The sequence below is a fragment of the Neomoorella sulfitireducens genome (assembly GCF_024733845.1).
Lineage (GTDB): Bacteria > Bacillota > DSM-521 > Neomoorellales > Neomoorellaceae > Neomoorella > Neomoorella sulfitireducens.
On record NZ_JANRHG010000007.1, the window covers coordinates 110,728 to 135,091 of the forward strand.

At 54.0% G+C, this 24,364-nt stretch carries 19 protein-coding genes and 1 CRISPR repeat array (1 of these 20 cut by a window edge); of the genes, 12 read left to right on the forward strand and 7 right to left on the reverse strand.

Annotated elements, in window-relative coordinates:
- Positions 1-135: a CRISPR direct-repeat array (repeat unit 37 nt; unit sequence GTTTCAATCCTCGCCCGGCATGGGAGCCGGGCGCAAC) (it extends 621 nt beyond the left edge of the window).
- 170 nt (positions 136-305) lie between these two features.
- The 7 genes from cas2 to cas3 all read right to left on the reverse strand — a co-directional run bounded on the left by cas2 (position 306) and on the right by cas3 (position 7,968).
- Positions 306-596, reverse strand: a complete 291-nt coding sequence (gene cas2, locus NWF31_RS08860) for a CRISPR-associated endonuclease Cas2 (protein ID WP_258360145.1) — start codon at positions 594-596, stop codon at positions 306-308.
- Between the two features lie 78 nt (positions 597-674).
- Complete coding sequence (gene cas1c / locus NWF31_RS08865; protein WP_258360146.1) at positions 675-1,706, reverse strand: type I-C CRISPR-associated endonuclease Cas1c; 1,032 nt, start codon at positions 1,704-1,706, stop codon at positions 675-677.
- A gap of 63 nt (positions 1,707-1,769) precedes the next feature.
- Positions 1,770-2,414 carry a CRISPR-associated protein Cas4 gene (gene cas4, locus NWF31_RS08870; RefSeq protein ID WP_258360147.1) on the reverse strand — a complete coding sequence of 215 codons (645 nt, stop codon included), beginning with the start codon at positions 2,412-2,414 and terminating at the stop codon, positions 1,770-1,772.
- 23 nt (positions 2,415-2,437) lie between these two features.
- Positions 2,438-3,331 carry a type I-C CRISPR-associated protein Cas7/Csd2 gene (cas7c, locus tag NWF31_RS08875; RefSeq protein WP_258360148.1) on the reverse strand — a complete coding sequence of 298 codons (894 nt, stop codon included), beginning with the start codon at positions 3,329-3,331 and terminating at the stop codon, positions 2,438-2,440.
- A gap of 47 nt (positions 3,332-3,378) precedes the next feature.
- The gene (gene cas8c, locus NWF31_RS08880; RefSeq protein WP_258360149.1) at positions 3,379-5,052 is read right to left on the reverse strand and encodes a type I-C CRISPR-associated protein Cas8c/Csd1; all 1,674 of its coding nucleotides are present in this window, start codon (positions 5,050-5,052) and stop codon (positions 3,379-3,381) included.
- Positions 5,053-5,061: 9 nt separating this feature from the next.
- Positions 5,062-5,757 carry a type I-C CRISPR-associated protein Cas5c gene (gene cas5c, locus NWF31_RS08885; protein WP_258360150.1) on the reverse strand — a complete coding sequence of 232 codons (696 nt, stop codon included), beginning with the start codon at positions 5,755-5,757 and terminating at the stop codon, positions 5,062-5,064.
- Between the two features lie 39 nt (positions 5,758-5,796).
- Complete coding sequence (cas3, locus tag NWF31_RS08890; protein ID WP_258360151.1) at positions 5,797-7,968, reverse strand: CRISPR-associated helicase Cas3'; 2,172 nt, start codon at positions 7,966-7,968, stop codon at positions 5,797-5,799.
- Between the two features lie 165 nt (positions 7,969-8,133).
- Here cas3 and NWF31_RS08895 point away from each other — a divergent pair, with 165 nt between their 5' ends.
- The 12 genes from NWF31_RS08895 (at position 8,134) to NWF31_RS08950 (ending at position 24,324) form a co-directional block, all read left to right on the forward strand.
- Complete coding sequence (locus NWF31_RS08895) at positions 8,134-9,525, forward strand: N-acyl-D-amino-acid deacylase family protein (RefSeq protein ID WP_258360152.1); 1,392 nt, start codon at positions 8,134-8,136, stop codon at positions 9,523-9,525.
- 238 nt (positions 9,526-9,763) lie between these two features.
- The gene (locus NWF31_RS08900; protein ID WP_258360153.1) at positions 9,764-11,863 is read left to right on the forward strand and encodes an oxidoreductase; all 2,100 of its coding nucleotides are present in this window, start codon (positions 9,764-9,766) and stop codon (positions 11,861-11,863) included.
- 417 nt (positions 11,864-12,280) lie between these two features.
- A complete protein-coding gene (gene dctP, locus NWF31_RS08905; protein WP_258360154.1) occupies positions 12,281-13,369 on the forward strand; it encodes a TRAP transporter substrate-binding protein DctP in 1,089 nt (362 codons plus the stop codon).
- Positions 13,370-13,536: 167 nt separating this feature from the next.
- Positions 13,537-14,007 (forward strand): TRAP transporter small permease, encoded by a 471-nt coding sequence (locus NWF31_RS08910; protein WP_258360155.1) that lies wholly within the window; start codon positions 13,537-13,539, stop codon positions 14,005-14,007.
- Complete coding sequence (locus NWF31_RS08915) at positions 14,004-15,308, forward strand: TRAP transporter large permease (protein WP_258360156.1); 1,305 nt, start codon at positions 14,004-14,006, stop codon at positions 15,306-15,308. Before NWF31_RS08910 ends, NWF31_RS08915 begins: the two co-directional genes overlap by 4 nt.
- A 267-nt stretch (positions 15,309-15,575) precedes the next feature.
- Positions 15,576-16,733, forward strand: coding sequence for a TRAP transporter substrate-binding protein (locus tag NWF31_RS08920; protein ID WP_258360157.1), 1,158 nt, complete (start codon positions 15,576-15,578; stop codon positions 16,731-16,733).
- Positions 16,734-16,859: 126 nt separating this feature from the next.
- Positions 16,860-17,402 carry a TRAP transporter small permease gene (locus tag NWF31_RS08925; protein ID WP_258360158.1) on the forward strand — a complete coding sequence of 181 codons (543 nt, stop codon included), beginning with the start codon at positions 16,860-16,862 and terminating at the stop codon, positions 17,400-17,402.
- A 3-nt stretch (positions 17,403-17,405) separates the two neighbouring features.
- Positions 17,406-18,716, forward strand: a complete 1,311-nt coding sequence (locus NWF31_RS08930; RefSeq protein WP_258360159.1) for a TRAP transporter large permease — start codon at positions 17,406-17,408, stop codon at positions 18,714-18,716.
- A 158-nt stretch (positions 18,717-18,874) separates the two neighbouring features.
- Positions 18,875-20,497: a DAK2 domain-containing protein gene (locus tag NWF31_RS08935; protein WP_258360160.1), complete on the forward strand. Its 1,623-nt coding sequence runs from the start codon at positions 18,875-18,877 to the stop codon at positions 20,495-20,497.
- Positions 20,498-20,516: 19 nt separating this feature from the next.
- Positions 20,517-21,380, forward strand: a complete 864-nt coding sequence (locus tag NWF31_RS08940; protein WP_258360161.1) for a DegV family protein — start codon at positions 20,517-20,519, stop codon at positions 21,378-21,380.
- 111 nt (positions 21,381-21,491) lie between these two features.
- Positions 21,492-22,745 (forward strand): adenosylhomocysteinase, encoded by a 1,254-nt coding sequence (locus tag NWF31_RS08945; RefSeq protein ID WP_258360162.1) that lies wholly within the window; start codon positions 21,492-21,494, stop codon positions 22,743-22,745.
- 103 nt (positions 22,746-22,848) lie between these two features.
- Entirely contained in the window at positions 22,849-24,324 is a 1,476-nt protein-coding gene (locus NWF31_RS08950; protein WP_258360163.1) for a long-chain-fatty-acid--CoA ligase, read from the forward strand.
- Positions 24,325-24,364 lie beyond the last annotated feature (40 nt).

The following is a 24,364-nucleotide window of genomic DNA, read 5'->3' on the forward strand; positions in this document are numbered from 1 at the left end:
CCGTCAGTGTATTCCAGGCACTGCATGTTTCAATCCTCGCCCGGCATGGGAGCCGGGCGCAACTCCTCCGGACCCGTCGGGATCTCCGTAAAACCCAGGTTTCAATCCTCGCCCGGCATGGGAGCCGGGCGCAACAGTTCGCGCTAAAACCCTTGGCGGGCAACCTCTGAATTATTATTTTGCGCGAACCTAATGGCTGATTGATTATACACCATTATACTTCGCCCCTAAAATTAGCTTCAGGCCTTGATTACCAATAATCGCGAACCTCCCGGCCTTTTACCCCTTGCTATATGTTCGCGGGTTTACAAAACCAGGGGGGCATCAAAATCGATCGTATGATTAACGCCGTACTCCTGGATGTACTTTTTCGGGGGTTCTCGTAACCTGTAAATCCGTAGACTATCGCTTTTTTCATCAATGCACTGCAAGAGCCGGTGTTTTAGCTGTTCAAATTGAGTTTCGTTAACCGAGCACTCAAAGACAGATTTTTGCACCCGCTGGCCAAAATCTTTACAAACCTGGGCAACTTTACGCAGGCGTTTTTTTCCTGCTTCTGATTCTGTAGAAACATCATAGGTTATTAGGATATACATGTTATCTGCACCACACTTAAGTTTCAACATTCGCCTATTATGGGAGCCAGGCGCTACACCACACTTAAAGCTATATATTTACCGGTACATAAAAGGCAAATATTCTTCAGCATCCCCCCTCAAGACGCGGGCAAGTAATCGTGCCTGGATATGAGGTACCAGGCCCAGAGGCACCTTTCGGTCCAGGACAGGGTGATATACTTCTTCCTGTTTGCGTTTCTGATAAGCAATGACAATCTCTTTCCGGGCGTTATCATTAATATATACAGCACCACCAGGGCGTTCGATAAAATCTCCTTCAACTACCTGACGACGGTTTATTAAAGTCAGGGCCAAACGGTCGGCCAGGACTGCACGGAACTCCTCCATTAAATCTAAAGCCAGGGCCGGCCGCCCGGAACGGAGGACGTGGAGATAACCGACCTGGGGATCGAGCCCCACACCTTCGACTGCACTGAGGCAGTCATTCAGGAGCAGGGCATATATAAAGGATAACAAAGCATTCATCCGATCCAGGGGCGGTCGCCGGTTGCGATGGGTGATTCTAAAGGCTTCGCGGTTTACCCTGACCATACGGTCAAATGTTGCAAAGTAATGCCGGGCTGCATTACCTTCAATACCGCGAATTTGCTCCAGATCAGGCGTTTTTGCCAGGGCATCCAGTCCCCGCGCCAATTCCCTGGCAGTATCTTGAAGAAATCTTGCATCTTCCTCGTTATCCGCTTCCCGGGCACCGCGCAGTACTACCTGCCGGGCGTTTCGTATTTTGCCGGCAACTATATTCCTGGCAATAGCTGTTGTCATTTTGCTATCAGTCAGTACCTGGTGCTGGGCGCGGCGCAGGAATACGTTTCCTGATACCGGCCCCTCCACACGGGCCTTAAAACGACCGTTCTGGTCATGATAAACGATTAAACGTTTGTCTTCGGCGCAGCGCATTATCAGCGGCGTGGTGAGGGTAACATCACCAAAGCAAACAATGCTGCCCAGGTGATGCAGGGGAACCTGCATCTTTAATTCCCCTTCCACCTCTATTTTTACCGTTTCATGATCCAGGCGCACCAGGGTGCGGGGTGTCATGAGGAACAGGGTATTTAAAAGGACGTGCATTGTCTTCTTCAATCCTTAGATAAAAAATGAAAGATAAAATAGATACAGTGGTGGCAGCGGGAGTCAGGTACTGTCTTCATGCCTGAACAATTCGCCAAGGAGCATGCGCAGACGCCCTTTTTCTTTTACCTGCGGCAGGCAGGATTCCTGTAAAGAACATTCCCGGCAACGATCATCGGCCGCAGGAGCAGGGAGGACGCTGCTGTGCTGCATGTTGCGGATTTTGATAATTGTTTCCTCAGCCATTTGCTTTAAACGGCTGTCAAAAGTAACTTCCCTGCGCCGGTGGGAAGAATGATGGTAAATGGCACCCTTTGGGACCTGCCTGCCGGTCATCTCCTCCAGGCACATGGCCTGGGCGCATAACTGCAAATCGTCGTGATGGTGTTTGCGCCTGGGACCGTGTTTATATTCAACGGGATAGGGGATATCACCGTGAAATTCAACCACGTCGGCCTTGCCGATTATCCCTAAGCGCAGGGACCAGATGGGCAGGGAGCGTTCAATGCGCACCCCGCCCTCCATCTCCCAGCTTTCATTATCGACCAGCTCATGGACGAAACGCCCTTTAAGGGTGTACATATTTTCCGTAAATGTTTGTTCGACATGGATCAAGGCGCACTGGCGGGGACAATAGGCGTAATGTTCCAGGGCTGAAACCATGACAATATCGCTGTCGTCCCACCCGGGCAGGATTGTGCTTTCCATGAGGGCCACCTTTTGTCTTAATTTTAGCCAACTAAACGGCTGAGGGTAATACCCGCCGGGAGTGCTTTTTCATTGATTGTAACCACATAGTCATTGAAAGAGCGGGCGGTTTTAACCCCTTCTCGACGTCTTACGGAAATAAGGCTAAAAAGGCTGTCCGCCGGCGCGTTGCCAAGGGGAGATGTATGGCTGAAGATATAAAGTCCCCGGCAGGCCATCATGCCGCGGCTGGCGGAACGATCCACATCCCACATCCGCTGGAGGGCTTCCCAGAAAACTTCAAGATCGGCCGGTTTAACACCGGTGTCGGCGGCAAAGTGAGGGTTAAAAAACCCGTAACCCAGATAGAGGCCGTAGGGCACCAGGGCTTTGCGGCCCATTTCGGTGACCTTGCCTCCTTCCCCCTCCTCGTTGGTGGCGGCGTCTTCCACCCGGGTGATGGCGACGCGGGTGATGGAGATATCCAGGGGGACGATGGGGTCGATTGAGCGGGCAAAAGTTAACTGCATCGGTCCCCTTACCTGGCCGCAATTAACGCCGGTAGTCATTACGGCGCCGAACATGCGAATATCATAGAAGTTTTGGCACATCCATTGCCGGGCCTTTTCGACAATATCACGGTCCTGTTTGCTACCAGTAGATTTTTCTCCAAGAGCGTCGTAGGCGCGCTGGTGCTGGGCGTTTAAAATGCCGTGATGCTGGACGTAAATCTTCATGTTAGCTTCGTTGCCGCGGGTCATGTCCACCCAGTCACGAATTTTTCTTTTCAGGCAGACGTCGGTTACCAGGCCCTGCATGGTTTCCGGGTCCAGGCGCGGCAGGTTGCCGGCATCGGGATCGCCGTTGGGGTTGCCGTCCCGGACGTCGAACAGCAGGACAAAATCGTGGCGTACCTCGGGATTGGTATAAACGGTCATCTCAATCTCCTCCTAAATGTAATTTTGTTTAATAAACACTAATTGGGTCATTCCCCGTCTTCCCCGGAACTGGCACTCTCACGGGCGGCAGCCCGCTGGTGGTAATATCCCAGGGCAAAGTAGCCCTGCTCCTCCAGGGTTAAAACAGGAGGGAAAGACGATAGTTCGCCCAGGATATTTTCCAGGGCTTGTTGCCAGTAATAATAAAGGCCGGGCTTTTCTTTGCGCAGCTTGCCCAGGTGGCCCTGGCTGCCGCGTAAAAGCCTGCTAAAGATAGCGGCCGGCGCCGTAGAGGCAGTCCCGTAGAAACGGTCAACGATGGTGGTGTTAATTCCCGGTAGAGCCGATCTCTGGATCCCTTCCAGGACGGCCAGCAAGCGGCCGCAGAGATAGGCAGGGTTCCGGTTGGACGTGTCCAGTTTTTCCAAGGCAGATCCCTCCGTGAAATTTGGTTTTTGAGATAATAGAACCATTTTAATTAAAGCCGCGCGGGGCCGCGTTATTTTTTCCCGCCCTTTTTCAGCTTTAGCCCGTTTGACGGCTTCAAACAGGAGCCAGTAAGGGAGAGCGCCGCCATTGAGGGCAAGGCGTAAAATGGCCCGCGGCGTTGCCGGCGGCAGGTCTTTGCCCTCCCGGACGGTACTCAGGGCTAAGGGATATAAACCCAGGGGCGGCCCCTCCCGGCCGCGGGGATCGACCAGCTGCTGCAGGGTAAAAAAGCGGCTCAGGTTGCGCTTGACATCGCCCAGGGTCGTTTCCAGCCAATCACGCACCGCCACCCGGCCGCCGCTGCTGGCCAGGGCTGTGGCATAAAACAGGTCGTCATCCCCGGGTTCGACCTGGCGGCCGGTATAAACTGAGGCCAGGAGGGCTTTGACATCCTCCGGGCGGGGATCGGAAAGGAGGCTGGCGATGGAAAAGCTACATGGTTTTCTGGTCCAGAAAAGGTAAACGCAGGAGCCCAGGCGCAAATGGGTGGCGTCGTCTTCGATTAATGCGTTGGCCGCCTTGCCGTAACGCTCGGCGCAATCAAAGCAGATGGGGGCAATGCGAGATGCTTCCAGGCCGTAGGATTCAAAGGCTTCAGCGTTGGCTGATACCAGAGCCATTCCCGAAGTTTGACCTCCGGGTATACCTTTAATTTTCACAGGATGACGATCGGCCGGAGTTTTTAGCTGGCCGCAAAGAAGGCAGGTAGCAGTATCTCCTTCCTGAGGATTGGTATAACCGGCCCAGAAATTTTGTATATCCGGGTCTTCTATGGGCAGGCGGCCGTCGACCCTAAAGGTCAGGTTATCGCCTGGGTCCAGGTCTTCAGGCAGGCTTGTTTTTTGGGGATCCCAGTTTTCCAGGAAACGCAGGACCGCCCGGACGGACGATTTGTTTGTGGCGGCGGCGCACTGGCGCACCAGTTCCACAAAAGCATTATGACATTCCTTCACCCGTTCCGGCTTTGAATTTTCGTCGGCCAGGCCCAGGACGTAATCGCCTTTATCGGCGAGCAATTTTGGTTTGATACCGGAAGAGCGTAAAATGTTTGGCGCATACATCATTTTGCCGCGATCTTTGCCCCTGGCTTTCGATCCCGTGGCGGAAACAAAGCCCAGCAGGTTACCCTCCCCGTCCAGGTCGATAAACCAGCGGATGGGGGTCTTAATGTACATGACCGGAGGCATGTCCTCCAAACGCATGGAATACTCCCGCAGGCTTTCTAAGAGCATGTAGCTTACTCACCTCCCGATTTCTTCATACAACTCCTGCGGCACCCGGAGGATGCCGTTATCCAAACGGGCTTCGAAGAATACCGGTTTACCCGTACCGCTGCCGCCGGTGTTGTATTTCAGGTCCAGGAGCATGCGGCCAAGGTTCTCGGTGTGGGATACCGGTTTGTCATTGGCGCTGGCCGGCCCGAAAAAGGCGGAGAATTCCCGGCAGCCCAGGTAGGGGCGATGGTAGCACTGGCCGCGTTCTACCCGCCGCCGGAACTGGTCCCTGTATTTGGCCGGGTGGATATCCCCGGCGTGGGGGGCCGGGACCTGCTCGGCCCGGATGACGTAGGCCACCTCCCGCAGGGCCAGGGTGTGGCGCTGGGCGCGGTCCTGGTCGGCGTAATAACCACCGCCATTTTTGGCCCAGCCCTGGGCGGTGGATACGACCATTTTGTTATTTACTTCGTTGCGGAGGATAGAGAAATAACGAATCGGCTTCAATACTTCAATCTGCCGCACGCGCCAGTAAAACTCCGGTTTCCAGAAGATGGCTTCCAGTATTCCCCTCGCCGCCGAAGGCGTCATCACCGGGTAAGAGACGCGCTCTACTTTCATTTCCGGCCGGGTGAAACAGGCCAGGTCGCCCCAGACTTTAACCGCCAGCCAGCCCTCAATCCTCGCCGGATTATTTAACCCGGCGCCTGTAAGGAAAACCATGTTTTTCAGCACTTCCTTTCCCGGGTAGTTTTAGCCAGATTAAAACACCAGTTCTTCCGGGTCACGGGCCGCTGTCACAACCCCCCGGACTTCATCGTACCCTCCCAGCCACTCATACAGGCCGGGTGTTAATTCCTGGATCACACCTTCCTTCTGGAGAGAGTTGATTTTGTAAGCGTTGATGTTTACTATGTACGGCTGCAATAAACGCATGATTTGCCGGTTTGCCCCCCGCTGGCGTATGGCAATGATCAGATCCTCTACCTTTCGATCCCCGGGGTTTTCACGATAGTTGACAATTACCGGGACCACCCTTTGCTCGATCATCCTGAATTTCTGCGCCACTTCGGGATAATTCAGGCCGCTGCGGCTGGCCTGGATTCCTTTAACGTCCAGGGTGCAGGACTGGTAGAGGCGCTGGAAATAGGCGCGGTATAGTCCGGGGTCGTGCAGGTCTACTGCCTTTGCATTGACAAGCATAGTGGCGGCGATTTCGGTCCCGGTCTTATAGCTACCGGGGGGCAGCCTGCCTTCACCGGGATTAAAAATTATCACCCGGCCTTCCTGCAGCTTTCCTTCCCGGTTGCAGCGGCCGGCAGCCTGAACAATCCTGTCCAGGGGACCGATTGCCCGCAGGACGAGGGGAAAATCCAGGTCGACCCCTGCTTCCACTACCTGGGTGGCGACCAGGCGGCAGGGCCGGCCGCTGCTTAAACGCCGGCGCACTTCCTGCAGGACTTTTCGCCGGTGTGCCCCGCAAAGGAGGGTGGATAGATGCAATGTTCCGGGATCGTCTAAGGCATCCAGGAGGGCGAGGGCGTCCTGTTTGGTGTTAACAACAGCTAGGGCCTGGGGGGACCGGCGCATTGCCCCGGCAACCTCTTCCCAGCTCCATTTTTCGTTGCCGGAAGGCAGCCGGTAATTTACCCTCTTAAGCATGGCAAAATATTTTTGCGGCTCAGGAATGATCTCCCTGACGTTTGGCAATCCCCGGAAAAAGGGACCGTCCTCCAGGGCCGGCTGGGTTGCGGAGCACAGGACCGCCGTTACGCCATAAAACCGGACCAGCTGTTGCAGGACGTCAAGGACCGGCTCTAGAAGGTGTACCGGCAGGGTCTGGACCTCATCCAGGATGACCACGCTGTTGGCGAGGTTGTGAAGTTTGCGGCAGCTGCTGCTGCGGTCGGAGAATAAACTTTCGAATAGCTGCACCGTGGTCGTGACGATGATTCCAGCGTCCCAGTTTTCACTGGCCAGGCGGGCCCATAGTTCCCCGGGGGTAAGATTTTCGGGATCGGGCGGCGGGGCAACGGCGCTATGATGTTCCAGGACATTGGTGTCGCCAAAAATGTTCCTGTACACATCGGCCGTCTGCTCGATTATGCTGGTATAGGGTATGGCAACTATTATTCTATCCTTCTGGTAATGGAGGGCATGAAGGAGAGCGAAAGCCATGCCGGAGCGGGTCTTGCCGCCGCCGGTGGGGACGGTCAAGGAAAAGAAACCCGGGGTTAGCGTTGCCGCCCGGCAGCAGTGCTCGTATATTTCCCGGCGGATCTGGTTTAAAGGACCTTGGCTTTTGGCTATTAGTTTATCCTGGTCGGCGGCAAATATAGTCCATAAATCAGCTATAGAAGTTTTCGTTTGCCGCAAGCCTGTTATCTGCGGGTCAAAATGTTTTTCGGTATCGAGATAATCGGCATCGACGAGACAGCTGAAAAGAAGCCGCAGAAATAGCTCGAGCCGGCTAAATGCATCCGGTGTATTGCTTTGTAAAAAGGAGGGAATTTGTTTTTCTAAGGCTTGTTCCGGTTCTAAAGACGGTATGACCTGGAGGGCATTTTGCAGGGCTGTCTTATAACGTTCCAGTTGGACTTTATCCTTTAAACGCGCTTTCAATTCTTCCAGATCAGGCAGGCCGCCATGATGGCCGGCGATCAGGAAGGCCAGGGGCTCAAAAAATTTTGCGGCCAGCAGGGTGCCGGCACTGGAATGATTAGGGCCGCGGCGGCCACCTTCACCGCGCAGGTAAGCCTGGAATTCGGGGTGAAATTTTCCCAGGTCGTGCCAGAGGCCGGCATAATAACCCGGACATGGTGCACCTAGATTTTTTGCAAAATCCCTTGCCAGGCGAGCGACGGATAAGAGGTGTTCTTTTAGCTGGTGTTGCTGCCCTTTTATATTAGCGCTGTGGGCCAGGAACTCAAACATGGCTAAAAGATCATTCCTTGACAAAATATGCTTTAAAAGGATATTCGACAGGTAATTACCAAAACCTGCATCAGGTGTGCATGAATTATTGAATTTTTAGCCTGGAATTTAACCCCGCAATGAAAACAGGGATTTTGCCGGCTGGCGTCGAATAGTAGCTCTATTATGAGCAAACAAATTTCGCGGCGCCAGTTTTTATTTGGTACCGGTTCCTTGCTGGCCCTGGGTTATCTGTCCTACCTGGGCTTGCCCGGCATTATTTTCCCGGGGAATAAAATCGGGGCGGGACAACCGGGAGCACCGGTAGATCAAAGCCCGCCGGTGCTCCCGCCGCCGGTGGAATGCGACCTGGTATTTCGCAACGGCTTTATTATCGACGGCAGCGGTGAAAAAGGTTATACCGGCAGTGTCGGTATTAAAGGGCAACAGGTCGTTGCGGTGGGAGACTTCCAGGTAGCACCGGGAGCGGAAGAAATCGACGCGGGCGGGCTAATCATCTGTCCCGGCTTTATTGATATTCATACCCACACGGAGCAGTACCTGGCCGCCGGCGGTGGGGCGGAGATGCTGCTGCGGCAGGGTGTCACGACCCACCTGGGCGGCAACTGCGGCACTTCGGTTGACAGGGTAGGCGCTTTTCTGGACGGCATCCAGAAGCTGGCCGTAAATATGGGCCTGCTGGCAGGGTATAAAAACCTGCGCAAGGCCGCCGTTGCCGGGGAAGGGCGGCCGGCCCGGGCCGGTGAAGTGGCTGTTATGCAGGACAGGCTGGCTGCAGCGCTTAAGGAGGGTGCTTTCGGCTTATCGGTGGGGCTGGAGTACTGGCCCCAGACCCTGGCCACGACAAGGGAATTAATTGACCTGTGCCAGGTTTTAAAAGAGTACGGCGGCTTCTATGCCACCCATATCCGCAGCGAAAGCGACGCGGTGCTTAAAGCGGTGGAGGAGGCCCTGGAGATAGGACACCGGGCAGGTGTCCCGGTGCAGTATTCCCATGTTAAGGCTTCCTTCCAGCGCAACTGGGGTAAAATGAAGGGGATCCTGGAACTCCTTGACGGCGCCCGCCGGGGAGGGCTGGATATAACCGCCGACGTTTACGGCTACACTTTTTCCAGCTGGGACCTGGGGAGCACACGCAATTCCATTAGTGAAGACGACTTAATTCTCGCCCTGCAACACCCGGCGGTAATGATCGGCAGCGACAGCGGCCTGGACAACCGGGGGCTGGCCGTCCACCCCCGCGCCTACGGCAACTATCCCCGTATTCTGTACAGGTATGTTTATGATAAAGGAGTTATCCCCTTGGAGCAGGCCGTTCATAAAATGACGGCCATGCCGGCGCAGCGTATGGGGCTGGAGGACCGCGGCCTCCTGGCTCCCGGTTATAAAGCCGATGTGGTAGCGTTTGACCCGGGGAGCATAACCGACCGGGCTACCCGCGCCAACCCCAACCAGCCGGCCGCCGGGGTGCGCTGGGTCCTGGTAAACGGCCGGGTGGCGGTAAAAAATGGAGAGCCTACGGGATGCTATGCCGGGGAGGTATTGCGTCGATCTTGAGTTAAAAGGCCGGCGGGTAGCTTTTTTCTGGCAATTTCCATATTTTTTAAGGCGCGGTGGAGCAGGCTGGTGAAACAGCCCGGGAGGAAGGGAGCGCTTTTTTTATGTCCCTATAAAAAATGCATTTTTCGCATAACATTGCATCTATTTTGGCATTACACTTTGTTATTGTTTTAAAATAAAATCATGTCAGGGACTCCCATCAAATAAATTAGCCTGAGGTAAGGGAGATGCGTAAATGTCAAAATATCAGAAGCTTCTTGAACCCGGCTATATTGGCCCGGTGCGCACCAGGTCGCGCATGATCAGGGGCGGTGCCAATCCGGGTTTTTATCCTTATGAGGATGGTAATGTACCTCAGCAGATAATTGACTTTTATGAAGCCCTGGCTGCAGGTGGCATCGGTTTGGTTACGACGGGGACCGGTGAAATCGACTGGCCGATAGGTACAGTCCCGGGCCAGGGATATCGTATCGACGAAGATCGTTTTATCCCCAGCCTGCAAAGGCTTGCCGGCGCTATCCATAAGCACGACTGCCCGGCGTTTATCCAGCTTTTTCATATGGGTCCCATGCACCCGCAGGTTCTTTCCGGGCACCAGCCTATTGCTGCTTCTTCTTTGCCCCAGGATGAAATTCCCGTGGGGCGATATTTTGTAGCCAGGGAAATGACCGGAGCAGATATTGAGCGGGTCAAAGGCAAGTTCATAGAGGCGGCAGTGCGGGCTCAGAAAGCCGGCTTTGACGGCATCGAATTGAATGGCGCCTGCAATCACCTGCTCAACAGCTTCCTGTCCGGTTTCTGGAACAGGCGCACGGATGAATACGGCGGCAGCGTAGAAAACCGGGCCCGGTTCATGGTGGAAGTGCTCAAGGGGATCAAGGAGGCAACGGGCAAAGATTTTGCCGTGGTGGCCCTCATCAACGGCCTCGAAATCGGCCTGAAAGACGGTATTACCCTTGAAGAGAGCAAGGCTTTTGCCAGGCTGCTTGAGGCGGCAGGGGCGGACGCCATTCATGTGCGGTGTGAATTTTACTATCAACCCCGTGATTACAGCAAGCGCGACAGCACCCATTTCCCGGATATGCTTTTCTACCCGGAACTGCCGGACTGGGTGGTAAAAGAATATAAAGACGTGCTGGATCTTAGCAGGCATGGTGCCGGTTGCTGGACGGTGGCGGCGGCGGAAATTAAAAAAGCCGTTTCTATTCCCGTTATCGCCGTTGGCCGCATGGACGCGGCGCTGGGTGAAAAACTGATCGGTGAAGGCATGATTGATTTTATTAATATTAACCGTCGCCTTCTGGCCGACCATGAATATCCCAGAAAGATTGCCGAAGGCCGGGAAGAGGATATCGCGCCCTGCACGGCATGTATGACCTGTTTTGTTTCCGCCGAGACAGGGGGGCAACCCAGGTGCCGTATCAACGCGGCCTTTGGTAAAGAGAAGGAATACGAAATCAAACCTGCCGCGGTAAAGAAAAAGATAATGATCGTCGGCGGTGGCCCGGCGGGTATGGAAGCCGCACGGGTGGCGGCCCTGCGCGGCCATGAGGTAGAGCTGTATGATAAAATTAACCGGCTGGGCGGGTCCATGCTTGTCGCTGCAACAGTAAAAGGCACGGAAAAGGAAGATTTAATTGCCATTATCCGTTACCTGGAAACGCAGTTGAAGAAACTGGGGGTCAAGGTTACCCTCAACAAAGAAGTAACCCCGGAACTGGTTGAGCAGGTGAAACCGGACGTGTTGGTGCTGGCTACCGGCGCCAAACATAACATACCGGATATCCCGGGGATAAAGGGTGACAATGTGGTAACCAGCGAGCAACTGCATCACCAGTTGAAAGCGGCGCTGAAGTTTGCCGGGCCGGAGCGCTTGCGTTCCCTTACCAGGCTCTATATGCCGGTGGCCAAAGATGCAATTGTTATTGGTGCCGGGCTCCAGGGATGCCAGACGGCAGAGTTCCTGATCAAGAGGGGCAGAAAGGCGACTATTGTTGACAGCTGCCCCGAAGATAAAATCGGCGACGGCCTGGTGGAAGTATTTATGAAGCCCTTCCTCCTGGAATGGTTGGATGAAAAAGGGGTCAAGGTATTTGCCGAGGTTAAACTGGAAGAGATAACAAGAGATGGGCTGGTTATAACTACCCGTGAGGGCCGGCGCATGACTTTGACAGCCAGGTCAATAGTGACTGCAATGCCATTAAAGCCCGATACGGAGATTGTTGAAGAGATGAAATCTAAAGCAAATGAAGTATATGTCATCGGCGATGCCAGGGAACCCGGGTTAATAGTTGACGCTATAGCCGACGGCTCCCGCATTGGTCGCCAGATTTAATTTGCAAATGACAAAATGGAGGCAAGTTGAATGCCCCGGCAATTGCCGGGGCTTTATTATACCCATACCTATTGCCCGGTGGTTTGTTTATGCCAAAACCGTATAAGGGCATGCTAAATATGGTATTTCACTTTAACCGTATTCTTCTTTATTATTAAAATAAGATTCATAAAACAATAATTGCATAGGTTTAGGTCTAATCGGGGAGAAACAAAACCTTGTTCTCATTAGCTTTAAGTATAGGACTTGACATGTTACTTCTGACAATAAAATAATTTCTTAAAGATAATTCTATAATAAAAGGCAACACCACAACAGGGGGGTGATTTTGCTCATAGGCATGGCGGCGCGAATTATATGAGGAAGAGTGGGAATTGTGGAAAGGAAAATGACCAATGTCATGAAGGAGGTCCGTATATGCAAATAAGGCGTAAGTGGTTCACGGTAGTTTTAATTTGCCTGACAGTGGTGGCCTTGGTAGCGGTTGTGGCGGGCTGCGGCAAGCAGCAGGGTGCCACCCAGCAGCAGTCGTCGCAGGCCCCGGCAGAACAGCCCAAGACGATTGAACTTACCATTAACGACCATGACCCAGCCGAATCCCCGGTTGGCCAGATTTATGTAACATGGTCCAAATGGGTCAATGAAAATTCCGGCGGCAAGGTTAAGGTAAACGTTGTTTCCGGCGGCGCCCTGCTTAAAGGCAACGAAGCCTTCCGGGGAGTGCAGACAGGTGTGGTGGCCGGCGCCCACTACGTTGTCGACCGCGAGGACGGTTTCCTGCTGAACTTGGTAACCACCATGCCTTTCCTGGGACTGCCTGAAATTAAAGAATCACGGGAGATTTACAAGCAGCTGCTGGATAAATTCCCCCAGATGAAGGCAGAATGGAAGGGCGTAAAAATCCTGGCCGTCGCCATGATGCCCGGCACGCACTTCCACTTCAGCAAAGCCCAGGTTAAGACCCTGGCTGACATCGTGGGTAAGAAAATCGCCATTGCCGAATCCGTAAAGGCGGAAGTCCTGTCGGCCCTGAAGGCGACCCCGGTAGAAATTGATATTGCCGACATGTACCAGGCCGTGGAGCGCGGCATGGTGGATGGCGTGTACAACCACATGCCGGTGCTCAACGTGTTCGGTGTCCTGCCCCTGCTCAAGAACCACCTGATGTTCGGCGAAGGCGGCATCGACATGACGCCGATGATGCTCATCATGAACGAGGATACCTGGAACAAACTGCCTGACGATGTCAAGAAGCTCCTCGAAGAATCCGCCAAGGTCTGGGAAGAGACGGCTTACCAGAACACCCTCAAGGACATCGAGCAGTGCATGAAGATGGCCCAGGATAAGGGTCACAGTATCGTCACCCTTACACCCGACGAGATAGAACAGTGGCGCGAAGTTGTGAAGCCGGTCCACGACAAGTGGCTGAAAGAGTGCGCCGATAAAGGCCTGCCGGGACAGGAAGTCTATAATACCATTTTGCAGCTCGCCGGTCAGGTTAAGTAAGAGATTAGATCGGACAGGAATTAAAACTTGATTACCCGGCCCTGAGTTGCCGGCTGCTCTAAATTCCTGCACGTAAAGCCGCCGGCGCGGGCCGGGTAACCCTTTTCTTAAGTGCCTGTGGTAATGATTGGCAAATGGGACTAGTAGATTGGAGGTCCTGTGAGAACATGAAACAGGTGATGAGCACGGTAAGCCGCTGGGCCGGTACGGTTTCGTCCCTGTTCATCTTTATCATGATGCTGCTTACCGTGGCCGACGTTGGCGGGCGCTACTTTCTGAACAGGCCCGTGAACGGCGCCATAGAACTGGTAGAGTTTATGTTGATTATCATCGTCTTCCCGTCCCTGGCGTGGTGCGTCATGGAAGATAAGCACATAGCCGTGGATCTACTGATGGCCAGGTTATCCGGTCGCCTCCAGGCAGTGGTCGGCGTGATAACTCTTCTTTTGACTTTGGGGACTTACGCGGTGATCACGTGGGCGACCATAAGGGAAACCCTCGAAGTAAATACCCGGACGGGGCTCCTGCGTATCCCTCACGCTCCCTTCTACTGGGTGATGAGCCTGGGAATGGTTTTATTCTGCCTGGCAGTTGTAGTACAGCTAATCAGTAACGCCGGAAAGGTGATGAAGAAATGACGCCGGAGTTTCTTGGTGGCCTTGGCCTGGTCGTCCTGATAATTCTTTTGTTCGCCCGCATGTGGATCGGTGCCGCTATGGCCCTGGTCGGGCTGGTCGGTTATGCCGCCATCCTGGGACCGAAAGCGGCCCTGGGCGTAGTTTCCCAGATTCCTTTTACAACCGTAGGCGATTATCCCCTGTCGGCCGTTCCTCTCTTTATCTTTATGGGCGTAATCCTGTTTTACACCAACATCGGCCAGGACCTGTTTGAAAGCGCCTATAAATGGGTGGGGTCCTTCCGCGGTGGCCTGGCCATGGCCAGTACGGTGGCTTGCGCTTTTTATGCGGCCATTACCGGCGTCAGCGCGCCGGCCCTGTCCACCATGGGCAAGGTTGCCCTGCCTAAAATGCGGGAGTATCGTTACAACGAAAGGCTGGCCGTCGGCTCCATTATCTGTGCCGGGCCACTGGCTTTTATTATCCCGCCGAGCATGTCCTTCATAATCTACGGCATCCTTACCGAGAACTCGGTAGGCGAGCTTTACATTGCCGGTATTATTCCCGGGTTATTGCTGGTGTTTCTTTTCTGTCTTACCGTATGGTTGATTACCCTGCGCAACCCCCAGGCCGGGTCTCCGGGACCAAAAACTACTGTGAGGGAGAAGATAGCAGCCCTGAAAGGCACCTGGCACGCTATTTTACTATTCCTGCTTATGCTCGGCGGCATTTACGCCGGTGTTTTTACCCCCACCGAAGCCGGTGCGGTGGGATCCTTCGGGGCGATATTGATCGGGGTCTTTACCCGCCGCCTGAAATTCAAGGATTTCCTGGCCTCCCTGTTTGAAGCCGGCCAGACTACAGCCATGGTCATGTTTTTAATTGTTGGCGCTTATATTTTCATGAAGTTTATGGCCGTCAGCCGGCTGCCGGCCCTGCTCGGTGCAACCGCCGCCGCCCTGCCGGTTTCACGGTGGGTGATCCTCCTGGCTTTGGTCGTAGTTTATACCATACTGGGCATGTTTCTTGATATCTTTTCGGCCATTATTCTTACCATGCCGATTACCTATCCCCTGATCTTGCAGCTGGGTTTTGATCCCATATGGTTCGGCGTTATGGTGACCCTGTGGGTGATGATGGGAGAGGTAACGCCACCGGTGGGCCTGGACGCCTATCTCTTCTCCGGCCTCAGCGGCGTGCCGCTTTCAACGGTGTTTAGCAGCGTCTGGCCGTTCCTGATAGCGGAGTACGTGTGCATGATCCTTATCGCCTGTTTCCCCCAGCTCGCCCTGTGGCTGCCCAGCATGATGGTGGTTAAATGATTGTTGCTGGTGTCATCGGATAACACTTTGGCCGGGTGATTGCCGGGCAGCTGCCGGGTTATTACCCGGCCAGATTAGTTCAAAAGGAAATTGCTTATATTTAGCAACATTATTTAAAGAAATATTAAGGCATTACAGGAATTATAGGGGGTGGGAATGTAAAGAGACACATGGGAATGGCACCGGTAGTATATTAACCGGCGATATATGCAATTTATAACAAGAGAGTTGGCACCCGAAGTAAATACTAAAGGAGGTTAATTAGAAGTGAAGAAAAAGACGCTTATGAGAGGGCTTTTTATTGCAATTTTATGCCTGTTGCTTGCTTTAATGGCCGGTTGCGGCGGGAATAAGCAGGGAGGCCAGGAGGCCAAGCAGGACCAGGGTAAAGTATATGAGCTTACCTTTGCCAACATGCACCCCGGCGATTCGGAAATGAACAAGCTCAATGAAGCCTGGATTAAGTGGATTGAGAAGGAAAGCAAAGGCAGGATAAAAATCACCATGCTACCGGCTGAACAGGCGGCCAAAGGCCCGGAGCTATATGATGCCGTCATGAACGGTACGGTTGATATGGCCTGCCAGATGATCGGGCTTAACCCCGGGAGATGGCCCTTGACCGAGGTGACCGACCTGCCCTTTATCCTGGGCAACCCGGGTTCCAGGGCGGCCGCCCTCACAGCCTGGGAGCTTTACAATAAGTACCCGGAACTGCAGGCCGAGCACCAGGGAGTAAAAGTGATCGGCTTCCACGCCAACGGCCTCCAGCATATTCATACCACCAAAAAACCGGTTAAAACCCTGGAAGACCTGAAGGGCATGGTGCTGTGCACGGCAGGCAAGTACAGTGTAGGAGCTGTGAAATTACTCGGCGGCACGCCGGAAACCATTAACGTCGGCGAGAAGTACGACGCCATGGCCAAGGGCGTGGTAGAAGGCAACCTGAGCGAGTATGAAGGGCAGTACGCCTTCAAGCTCCAGGAGCTGACCAAGTATTCCACCGAGGTAGGTATATCCCTGTACACCTTTATCCACGTCATGAACCTGGATACCTGGAACAGCCTGCCGCCCGACCTGCAGGCGCTGTTCTCAGACGATAATTGCCGCCAGTACTCCATGCTGCAGGGCTACAATTTCGACAAGCGCGACCTGGCATTTAAAGATGAGCTTAACAAGTATTACACATCAAAAGGCCTTCCTCCAGTTTACGAGTTACCGCAAGCCGAAAGGGAAAAATGGGTAGCAGCCATCATGCCTATCCAGGAAGAGTGGGTGAAAGCCGCAGCCGCAAAAATCGGTGAAGAAAAAGCCAGGGCTATCCTTGAGGATGCCAAGCAGATCGCGAAAAAATACGCCGGTGAACCCGATAAAGCCAACCCGGAAGCAGCCCAGATCCTGCACGATTGGGGCATGCCAGGTTATTAAAGAGCAAACCGGGATAGATTATAAGCATTTCCGGATGCCCGTAACTGGGGGAAATAATCTCTCCACCACTCACTCCTGGTACGGGCATCCGGCCTGCTTTAAGTAGCGTGAGGGGGTAGGGAAAAAGTGGTCGAGGAAAATTCTTTAAAGCAAAAGAATATGGAGCAACTCCAGACCGGTGGCGGGGGCATTAGCCGGTATGGGCATGGCATTTTTTTAGGAATTCATTATATCAGCGGGTTATTCGTGGTATTGATGACCGTCATCACCGTCATTCATGCCCTTGGCCGCTATTTATTCAACCGGCCGGTGCCGGGCATGGTAGAAATGTGCACGTTTATGCTTGTACCCATAATTTTTCTTGCCGCGCCCTATACGGAATTACAAAAGGGCCATACGGTTATATCCCTGGTGCTGGACCTCTTGCCGCGAAAAATAAGGACGGCCAGCGAGATATTAATGTATTTATTATATTTCTTATTAATGGTATTTGCCGCCTGGCAGTCATTGCTACGGGCAAAGTTTATTCAAAAGAGCGGGTATGTGAGTTCGGTCTTAAGCATACCTCATTATCCTTTCATTTTCCTGGTAGTTATAGGGTGGCTGCTGCTGGCGGTTGCGGTATTGTTTCGCCTGCGGGAGTACATTAAGAGCGTTAAGGAGTGGTAATCGGTGAGCCTTGTTGCTATAGGCGTCCTGGGTCTTATAATATGCTTTCTCCTGATCTTTTTAGGAATGCCCATTTATGTGGCCTTTACTGGCGTAGGTTTCTTGGGCCTGTGGCTGGTACGGGGGCTCAAAGCGGCCCTGGGTTCCCTGGGCAGCATACCCTACAGCACGGCCTGTAATTATACCTGGTCGGTTGTTCCCCTCTTTGTGTGGATGGGGTATATTGTTTTTTACAGCAATATAGCCGGGGAGTTTTTCGGCGGGGTACGCCGCTGGATCGGGCATGTCCGCGGCGGCCTGGCCCACGCGGTGGTCGTTGGCAACGCCATCTTCGGCGCCTGTTGCGGCAACCCTATTGCCTCGGCCGTAACCTTTGCTTCCATGTGTTTACCGGAGATGCGGCGCTACGGTTATAAGGATAAACTGACCCTGGGAGCCGTCGCTGCGGCCGGGCTCCTGGCGGCGTTGATACCGCCCAGCATGCCTTTTATTATTTACGGCGCCGTAACCGAGACCTCCATCGGCAAGCTTTTCATAGCCGGCGTGATCCCGGGAGTGGTGCTTACCGCCCTCTACATGGCTGCAGTCCATATCTGGTGCCTGAAGGATCCCCAGGCCGGCCCCCCGGGACCGAAGGCTTCCTGGGGTGAAAGGTTCCGCGCCGGGGCAGGCATGTGGACTATAGTTATAGTAATGCTGGTCATTATCGGGGGCATCTTTGCCGGCGTATTTACTCCTACCGAAGCAGGAGCTGCCGGTGCGGCGATAGTATTGCTGATATCTCTTTTCAGGAGAAAGCTCAACTGGCAGGGCTTTAAGAAGAGCCTGGTAGAAACGGGCCTTAACACCGGGATGGTAGGCATGCTCCTGGTAGGCACCATGCTTTTCAATACCTTCCTGGTGGCTACCGGCCTTCCTAAAGTTATCGGTAAAGGAATAATTGGCGTCAGCCAGGGTAACCCCGTAATTTTCATGTTTATCAGCGTAATCGTACTCCTTTTTATGGGCATGTTTCTCGACGCCATCCCTATCCTCCTGCTCACCATTCCTATATTGCATCCTGTAGCTGTCAGCCTGGGTATCGATCCCCTGCATTATTCCATCGTGGTGAATATCGCCCTTCTCCTGGGTACCCTTACCCCACCCTTCGGTATCGTGGTATACGCGGTCCAGAATGCCACAAAGGATGTGCCGTTAATGGAGGTGTTCCGGGGTACATTCCCCTTTATCGTCATGGGCCTGGCCCTGCAGGTGCTGGTCATCTTCTTTCCCGCATTATCGACATGGTTGCCGGGCCTGATGGCCGGCAAATAAAGAAGGGTACCGGTATTTTTGGCAGTTTAAATTTTGGGAGGGGGACAGGTGTCCCCCTCCCTGCATTTTAACGCAGGCCTCCCGGCCGTTAGCAGGAAAAAGGTTTATAGATGTAGAAAAGTAGCATACAGCCTATACTAGAGAATGGAGGCCGGGTCTTGAATTATTATTTTTTTGACGGCAGGGATTTTAAAGACATGCTGGTGGGGGCCGTCAACCAGCTGGCCGCCGCCCGGGCCGAAATAGATGCTTTAAATGTGTATCCCGTTCCCGACGGGGATACCGGCACTAATATGTATTTGACCCTATTGAATGGTGTTAAGGAAATACAGGGTCTCAATAACCCGGCCTTGGGAATCGCCGCCGGTGCTGCTGCCAGGGGTTGCCTCCTGGGCGCCAGGGGGAATTCAGGTGTAATCCTGTCACAAATTATACGGGGCTTTGCCGATGCCTTAGCGGGTAAAGAACGGGCCGGGGCCGGGGAACTGGCGCGTGCTTTTGCCCGCGGTACGGATTATGCCTATCGCGCTGTCACCGAACCGGTGGAAGGCACCATCCTTACCGTCTGCCGCGCTATCGGCCAGGCAGTAGCAGAAGCGGCAGCAAAGACCAGGGACCTGCCACGGGTCATAGTTTACGCCTGCCGGCAGGCGCAGCAGGCACTGGAACGTACTCCCGACCTGTTACCCGTCTTGAAAGAGGCAGGAGTAGTTGACGCGGGCGGCAAGGGGCTGGTTGTAATCCTGGAAGGTATTATCCAGTCTTTGAAGGACCTGGCCTTGAAAAAGGACATTCAACTCTTCGACCTGGCCGTGTCGCAGCAGAAACAGTTTGCTCCCCTGCGAACGGCAACCCTGCCGGCGCAGATAGAATTCACCTACTGCACCGAATTTGTCCTGGCCGGTACTAATATCCCGCTGCAGACCCTTAAATCCGAACTTGCCCCCTATGGCGATTGTCTCTTAATTGTAGGGGACCAGAAGACGGCCAAGGTTCATATCCATTCTAACCACCCCGGGCTGGTACTGGAATGCGGCCTCAAGTACGGGGCCCTGCATTCGGTAGAGATAAATAATATGGAACAGCAGCACCTGGAATGGAAATCGGCGCGCAGTAAAGAAAAGCCGGAAATAGGGGTCGTGGCTGTAGGGCCCGGGGAGGGCCTCAATGCCATAATGGAAAGCCTGGGGGCTATTAAAATTGTAGAAGGCGGCCAGACGATGAATCCCAGCGCTCAAGACCTGGCTGCGGCGATAGAAGATACAAGTGCCGGACAGGTGATTATCCTGCCGAATAACGGCAACATCCTGATGGCGGCCGAACAGGCCGCCCGGATTGCTCCCGTGACCACGCGGGTAGTACCTGCCGTAACCATACCCCAGGGCATTGCCGCTCTTATGGCATTTAACCCGTTTGCCGGGCTGGAGGAAAACGTGGCTAAAATGACGGAAGCGATTACTAGAGTTAAAACCGGGGAGATAACCCGGGCGGCCAGGAATTCCCGGGTAAACGGCCGGGAAATTCTTGCCGGGGAATATATTGGCCTGGTAGAAGGGAAGGTAGTAGCCTGCGGGACCGGGCTGGCGGAGGTAATGCAGGAGGTCCTGGCCCGAATGATTGATGATAGTTCCGGCCTGGTAAGCCTGTATTTCGGCAACGGCCTGTCCACGGCAGAAGCCGAAGGCTTTGCCGGGATAATGCGCCGGCATTTTCCCGGGGTAGACTTTGAGCTCTATTACGGCGGGCAGCCTTTATATCAATTTATTATTTCGGTGGAGTAAAAAGGAGGGCAAGCAGGCAATGGACAGGGTCAAGATTGTAACCGACAGCACGGCCGACCTGCCGCGGGATCTGGTTGAAAAATACGGCATTACTGTAGTCCCATTGAAGGTAATATTCGGTCAAGAAATTTACCGGGATGGGGTGGATATTACTTCCAGGCAGTTCTTTGAGAAGCTTAAAAATTGCAGGGATTTACCCACCACCTCCCAGCCCTCTCCCCAGGAATTTAGCGAAGCCTACCGCCCCCTTGTTGAAGAAGGGGCCGGTATTGTTTCCATCCATATTTCTTCAGCATTAAGCGGGACAATCCAGTCGGCCAGGCTGGCCAAGACCATGCTGGGCTATGAAGATTTGGAAATAATCGATTCCCGCCTGGTAAGCCTGGCCTTAGGCCTGGTCGTCCTGGCGGCGGCGCAAAAGGCCGCTGCCGGCGGTTCTAAAGAAGAGGTGTTGCAGGTAGCCCACCGGGTTATGGATAGTATCCAGGCGTACTTTATGGTAGACACCCTGGAATACCTGCAGCGGGGCGGCCGCATCGGCAAGGCCCAGGCTTTCCTGGGGAGCCTGCTCAATATCAAACCGGTTTTAATGTTGCACGAAGGAATTATATATCCTTATGAGAAAACCCGGGGTAAAGCCAGGGCCATCGACCGCCTGGTGGAAATAGTGGCCGGGAAATTCCCGGACGGCCGTCCTTTATGGTGTGTCCCGGCCCACGGTGACGACCCGGAAGGACTTGAACAACTGGAGAAAAAGCTGCAAAATAGGATATCTTGTAGCTACCTGCTTACCGGGGAGATCGGGCCGGTTGTGGGTACCCACGGCGGGCCGGGCTTATTGGCAATTATAGTTTGCCCCGATCCCTTCAATCCCGGGAATTAAAAAGGAATTTCCCATGGGTATTATCTTTACTGTGGCTGGATAAAAATAATCCTGCAGGAAGAAATACCTGGCAACCCCCGGCCACAGGTAAAATTGAGGGAGGAAAGCCTGATGCCGGCTTCAATTATTCGCGATCCCGGCCTGGCCCCCGAAGGCTGGTTAAAGATCGATTGGGTAAGCCATAACATGCCTATTTTAAACGAAATTCGTCGCGAATTTGAGGAACGCCGGCCCTTTGCCGGCAAGCGGGTGGCTATCTGCCTGCACCTGGAGGCCAAGACCGCCTACCTGGCCCTGGTCCTCAAGGCCGGGGGAGCGGAAGTAGCCGTTTGCGGTTCCAACCCCCTCTCCACCCAGGACGACGTCTGCGCCGGGCTTGCTGGCCAGGGTGTTGCCGTTTACGCCCACCATGGTTGTACGGCGGAGGAGTACAACGCCTATTTGAACTATGTCCTGGATACAAGGCCCCAGTTAATCATCGATGACGGCGGCGACCTAGTCTATCTCCTCCATACCGGCCGGCGGGAACTGCTCCCGGAAATTACCGGCGGCGCCGAGGAAACCACTACCGGGATTTTACGCCTGAAGGCCATGGAAGCCGAGGGCGCCCTGGCTTTTCCCATGATCGCTGTTAACGACGGTGACTGCAAGCACCTTTTTGACAACCGTTACGGCACCGGCCAGTCCACCTGGGACGGGATCATGCGTACTACCAACCTGACGGTCTGCGGCAAAACTGTGGTCGTGTCCGGTTACGGCTGGTGCGGCAAGGGTATAGCCATGCGGGCCAGGGGCCTGGGAGCGCGGGTAATCGTTACCGAGGTCAACCCCATTGCCGCCAACGAGGCCCTGATGGACGGTTTCCAGGTTATGCCCATGCGGGAAGCTGCCAGGCATGGTGATTTCTTTGTCACTGCTACCGGCTGCAGGGATGTCATCCGCGGCGAGCATTACGCGGTAATGAAGGACGGGGCAATCCTGGCCAATGCCGGTCATTTTGATGTGGAAATAAATAAACCGGAACTGGCGGCCATGGCCAGGAGCCGCCGGGTGGCCCGCCGCAATATCGAAGAATTTATCCTGGAAGACGGCCGGCGTATCTATCTCCTGGCCGAGGGGCGTCTGGTAAATATTGCCGCAGCCGATGGTCACCCGGCGGAGATCATGGACCTTACCTTTGCCCTCCAGGCCCTTTCCCTGGAATACCTGCTGAAAAACGCCGGCAAGCTGCCCGCCCGGGTTCTTCCTGTGACCGGGGAAATCGACCGCCGGGTGGCGACATTACGCCTGCGTTCCCTGGGAGTGGAAATCGATACCCTGACAGGGGAACAGGAACGTTACCTGGCCAGCTGGAGCCACGGGTAATTTTATAAAATTAGCGATTTTGGCTATAAAGTTCCCTGCCCGGCAGGAAAACGTAAAATGGCAGGGAATTTTTATGTATGCTTTTAAAAAGGAGGTTACATAGATGTTACTCTGGCAGTTACCACGGCGACATGGGGAAAAAGTCCCCCGACCGGCTCTTATTTTTCAAGGCCAAAGGATTAGCTATGAGGAATTAATAGAGTGGATTGATGCCTTTGCAAGGTTGTTCCAGGAAATAGGTGTCAGGACCGGTGAAAAGGTGGCAATCTGTTCACCGAATTGCCCGGAATTCATTTATAGCTACATGGGGGCCCTGCAGGCGGGGGCTGTTGTTGTTCCTTTGAACCTGTTGCTTGCCCGGGAGGAAATCGCCTATATTATCCGGGATGCCGGCTGTACCGCAATGGTCATTCACAGGACGATTTTGGAGCGTATAGGCCTGGCACCGCAGCAGGCGGCTGCCCTGGGTTTGAAGCACCTTTTGGTCCTTGACGAAAGCACTGCGGCCAGGGCCAAGGCCGCACCACCGGCAACACCGGCGGCGGCATCAGAGGAAGACATCTGTGTTTTCCTTTACACATCCGGTACTACCGGTCGACCCAAGGGAGCGATGCTGAGCCATAGAAACTTCCTGGCAGACATCGAAGCCCTGGACGCCGTCTCCAATCTGGGGCCGGAAAACAACTTCCTGTGCGTGCTGCCCATGTTTCACAGCTTTGCCTGGACGACCAGCGTTCTCCTGCCCCTGTACCTGGGCAGTACCATCACCATTAAGGAAAGCTTCCAGCCCAAGGATACTTTGAAAACCCTCACCGAAGAAAATATCACCGTCTTTTGCGGCGTGCCCTCCATGTATGCCGTCCTCATGCGTATGGGCGAGGAGGGACAATTTAAGAGCCTGAAGCTGGCCATTTCCGGCGGGGCCCCCCTGGCAGCCGAGATCCAGCGCGGTTTTGAGGAGAAATTTTCCTTCCCCCTGATAGAGGGTTACGGCCTATCCGAAGCAGCTCCGGTGGTATGCCTGAATCCCCTCTACGGCGTCCGTAAGCCGGGGTCCATTGGCCTGCCCCTGCCGGGGGTCGAGGTTAAAGTGGTGGACGATAATGACCAGGAAGTCCCGGTGAATGAGGTGGGCGAGCTGGTAGTCCGCGGCCCCAATGTCATGGCCGGTTATTACAACCAGCCGGAAGAGACGGCCGCAGCTTTAAGGGGGGGCTGGCTCCACACCGGCGACCTGGCGCGCCGGGACGAGGATGGATATTTCTACATTGTCGACCGTAAAAAAGACATGATCATCCTGGGCGGCTTTAACGTCTATCCCCGGGAAGTAGAAGAGGTCCTCCTGACTCACCCGGCCGTTCAGGATGCGGCAGTAGTAGGTGTCGGGGACCCCCTCAAGGGCGAGACGGTAAAAGCTTATATTGTATTAAAGGAAGGGGCTGCTGTTGACAGGCGGCAGTTGCAGGAGTTTTTAAAAGAGCGCCTGGCCCTATACAAAATCCCCCGCATATTTGAATTTGTACCCGAACTACCGAAAAGCCCTACGGGCAAGGTGTTGAAAAAGCTTTTAAAAGGTTAGGGAAAATCTCCTTGAGTCCTGTCATTTTTTAGGGTAAAAT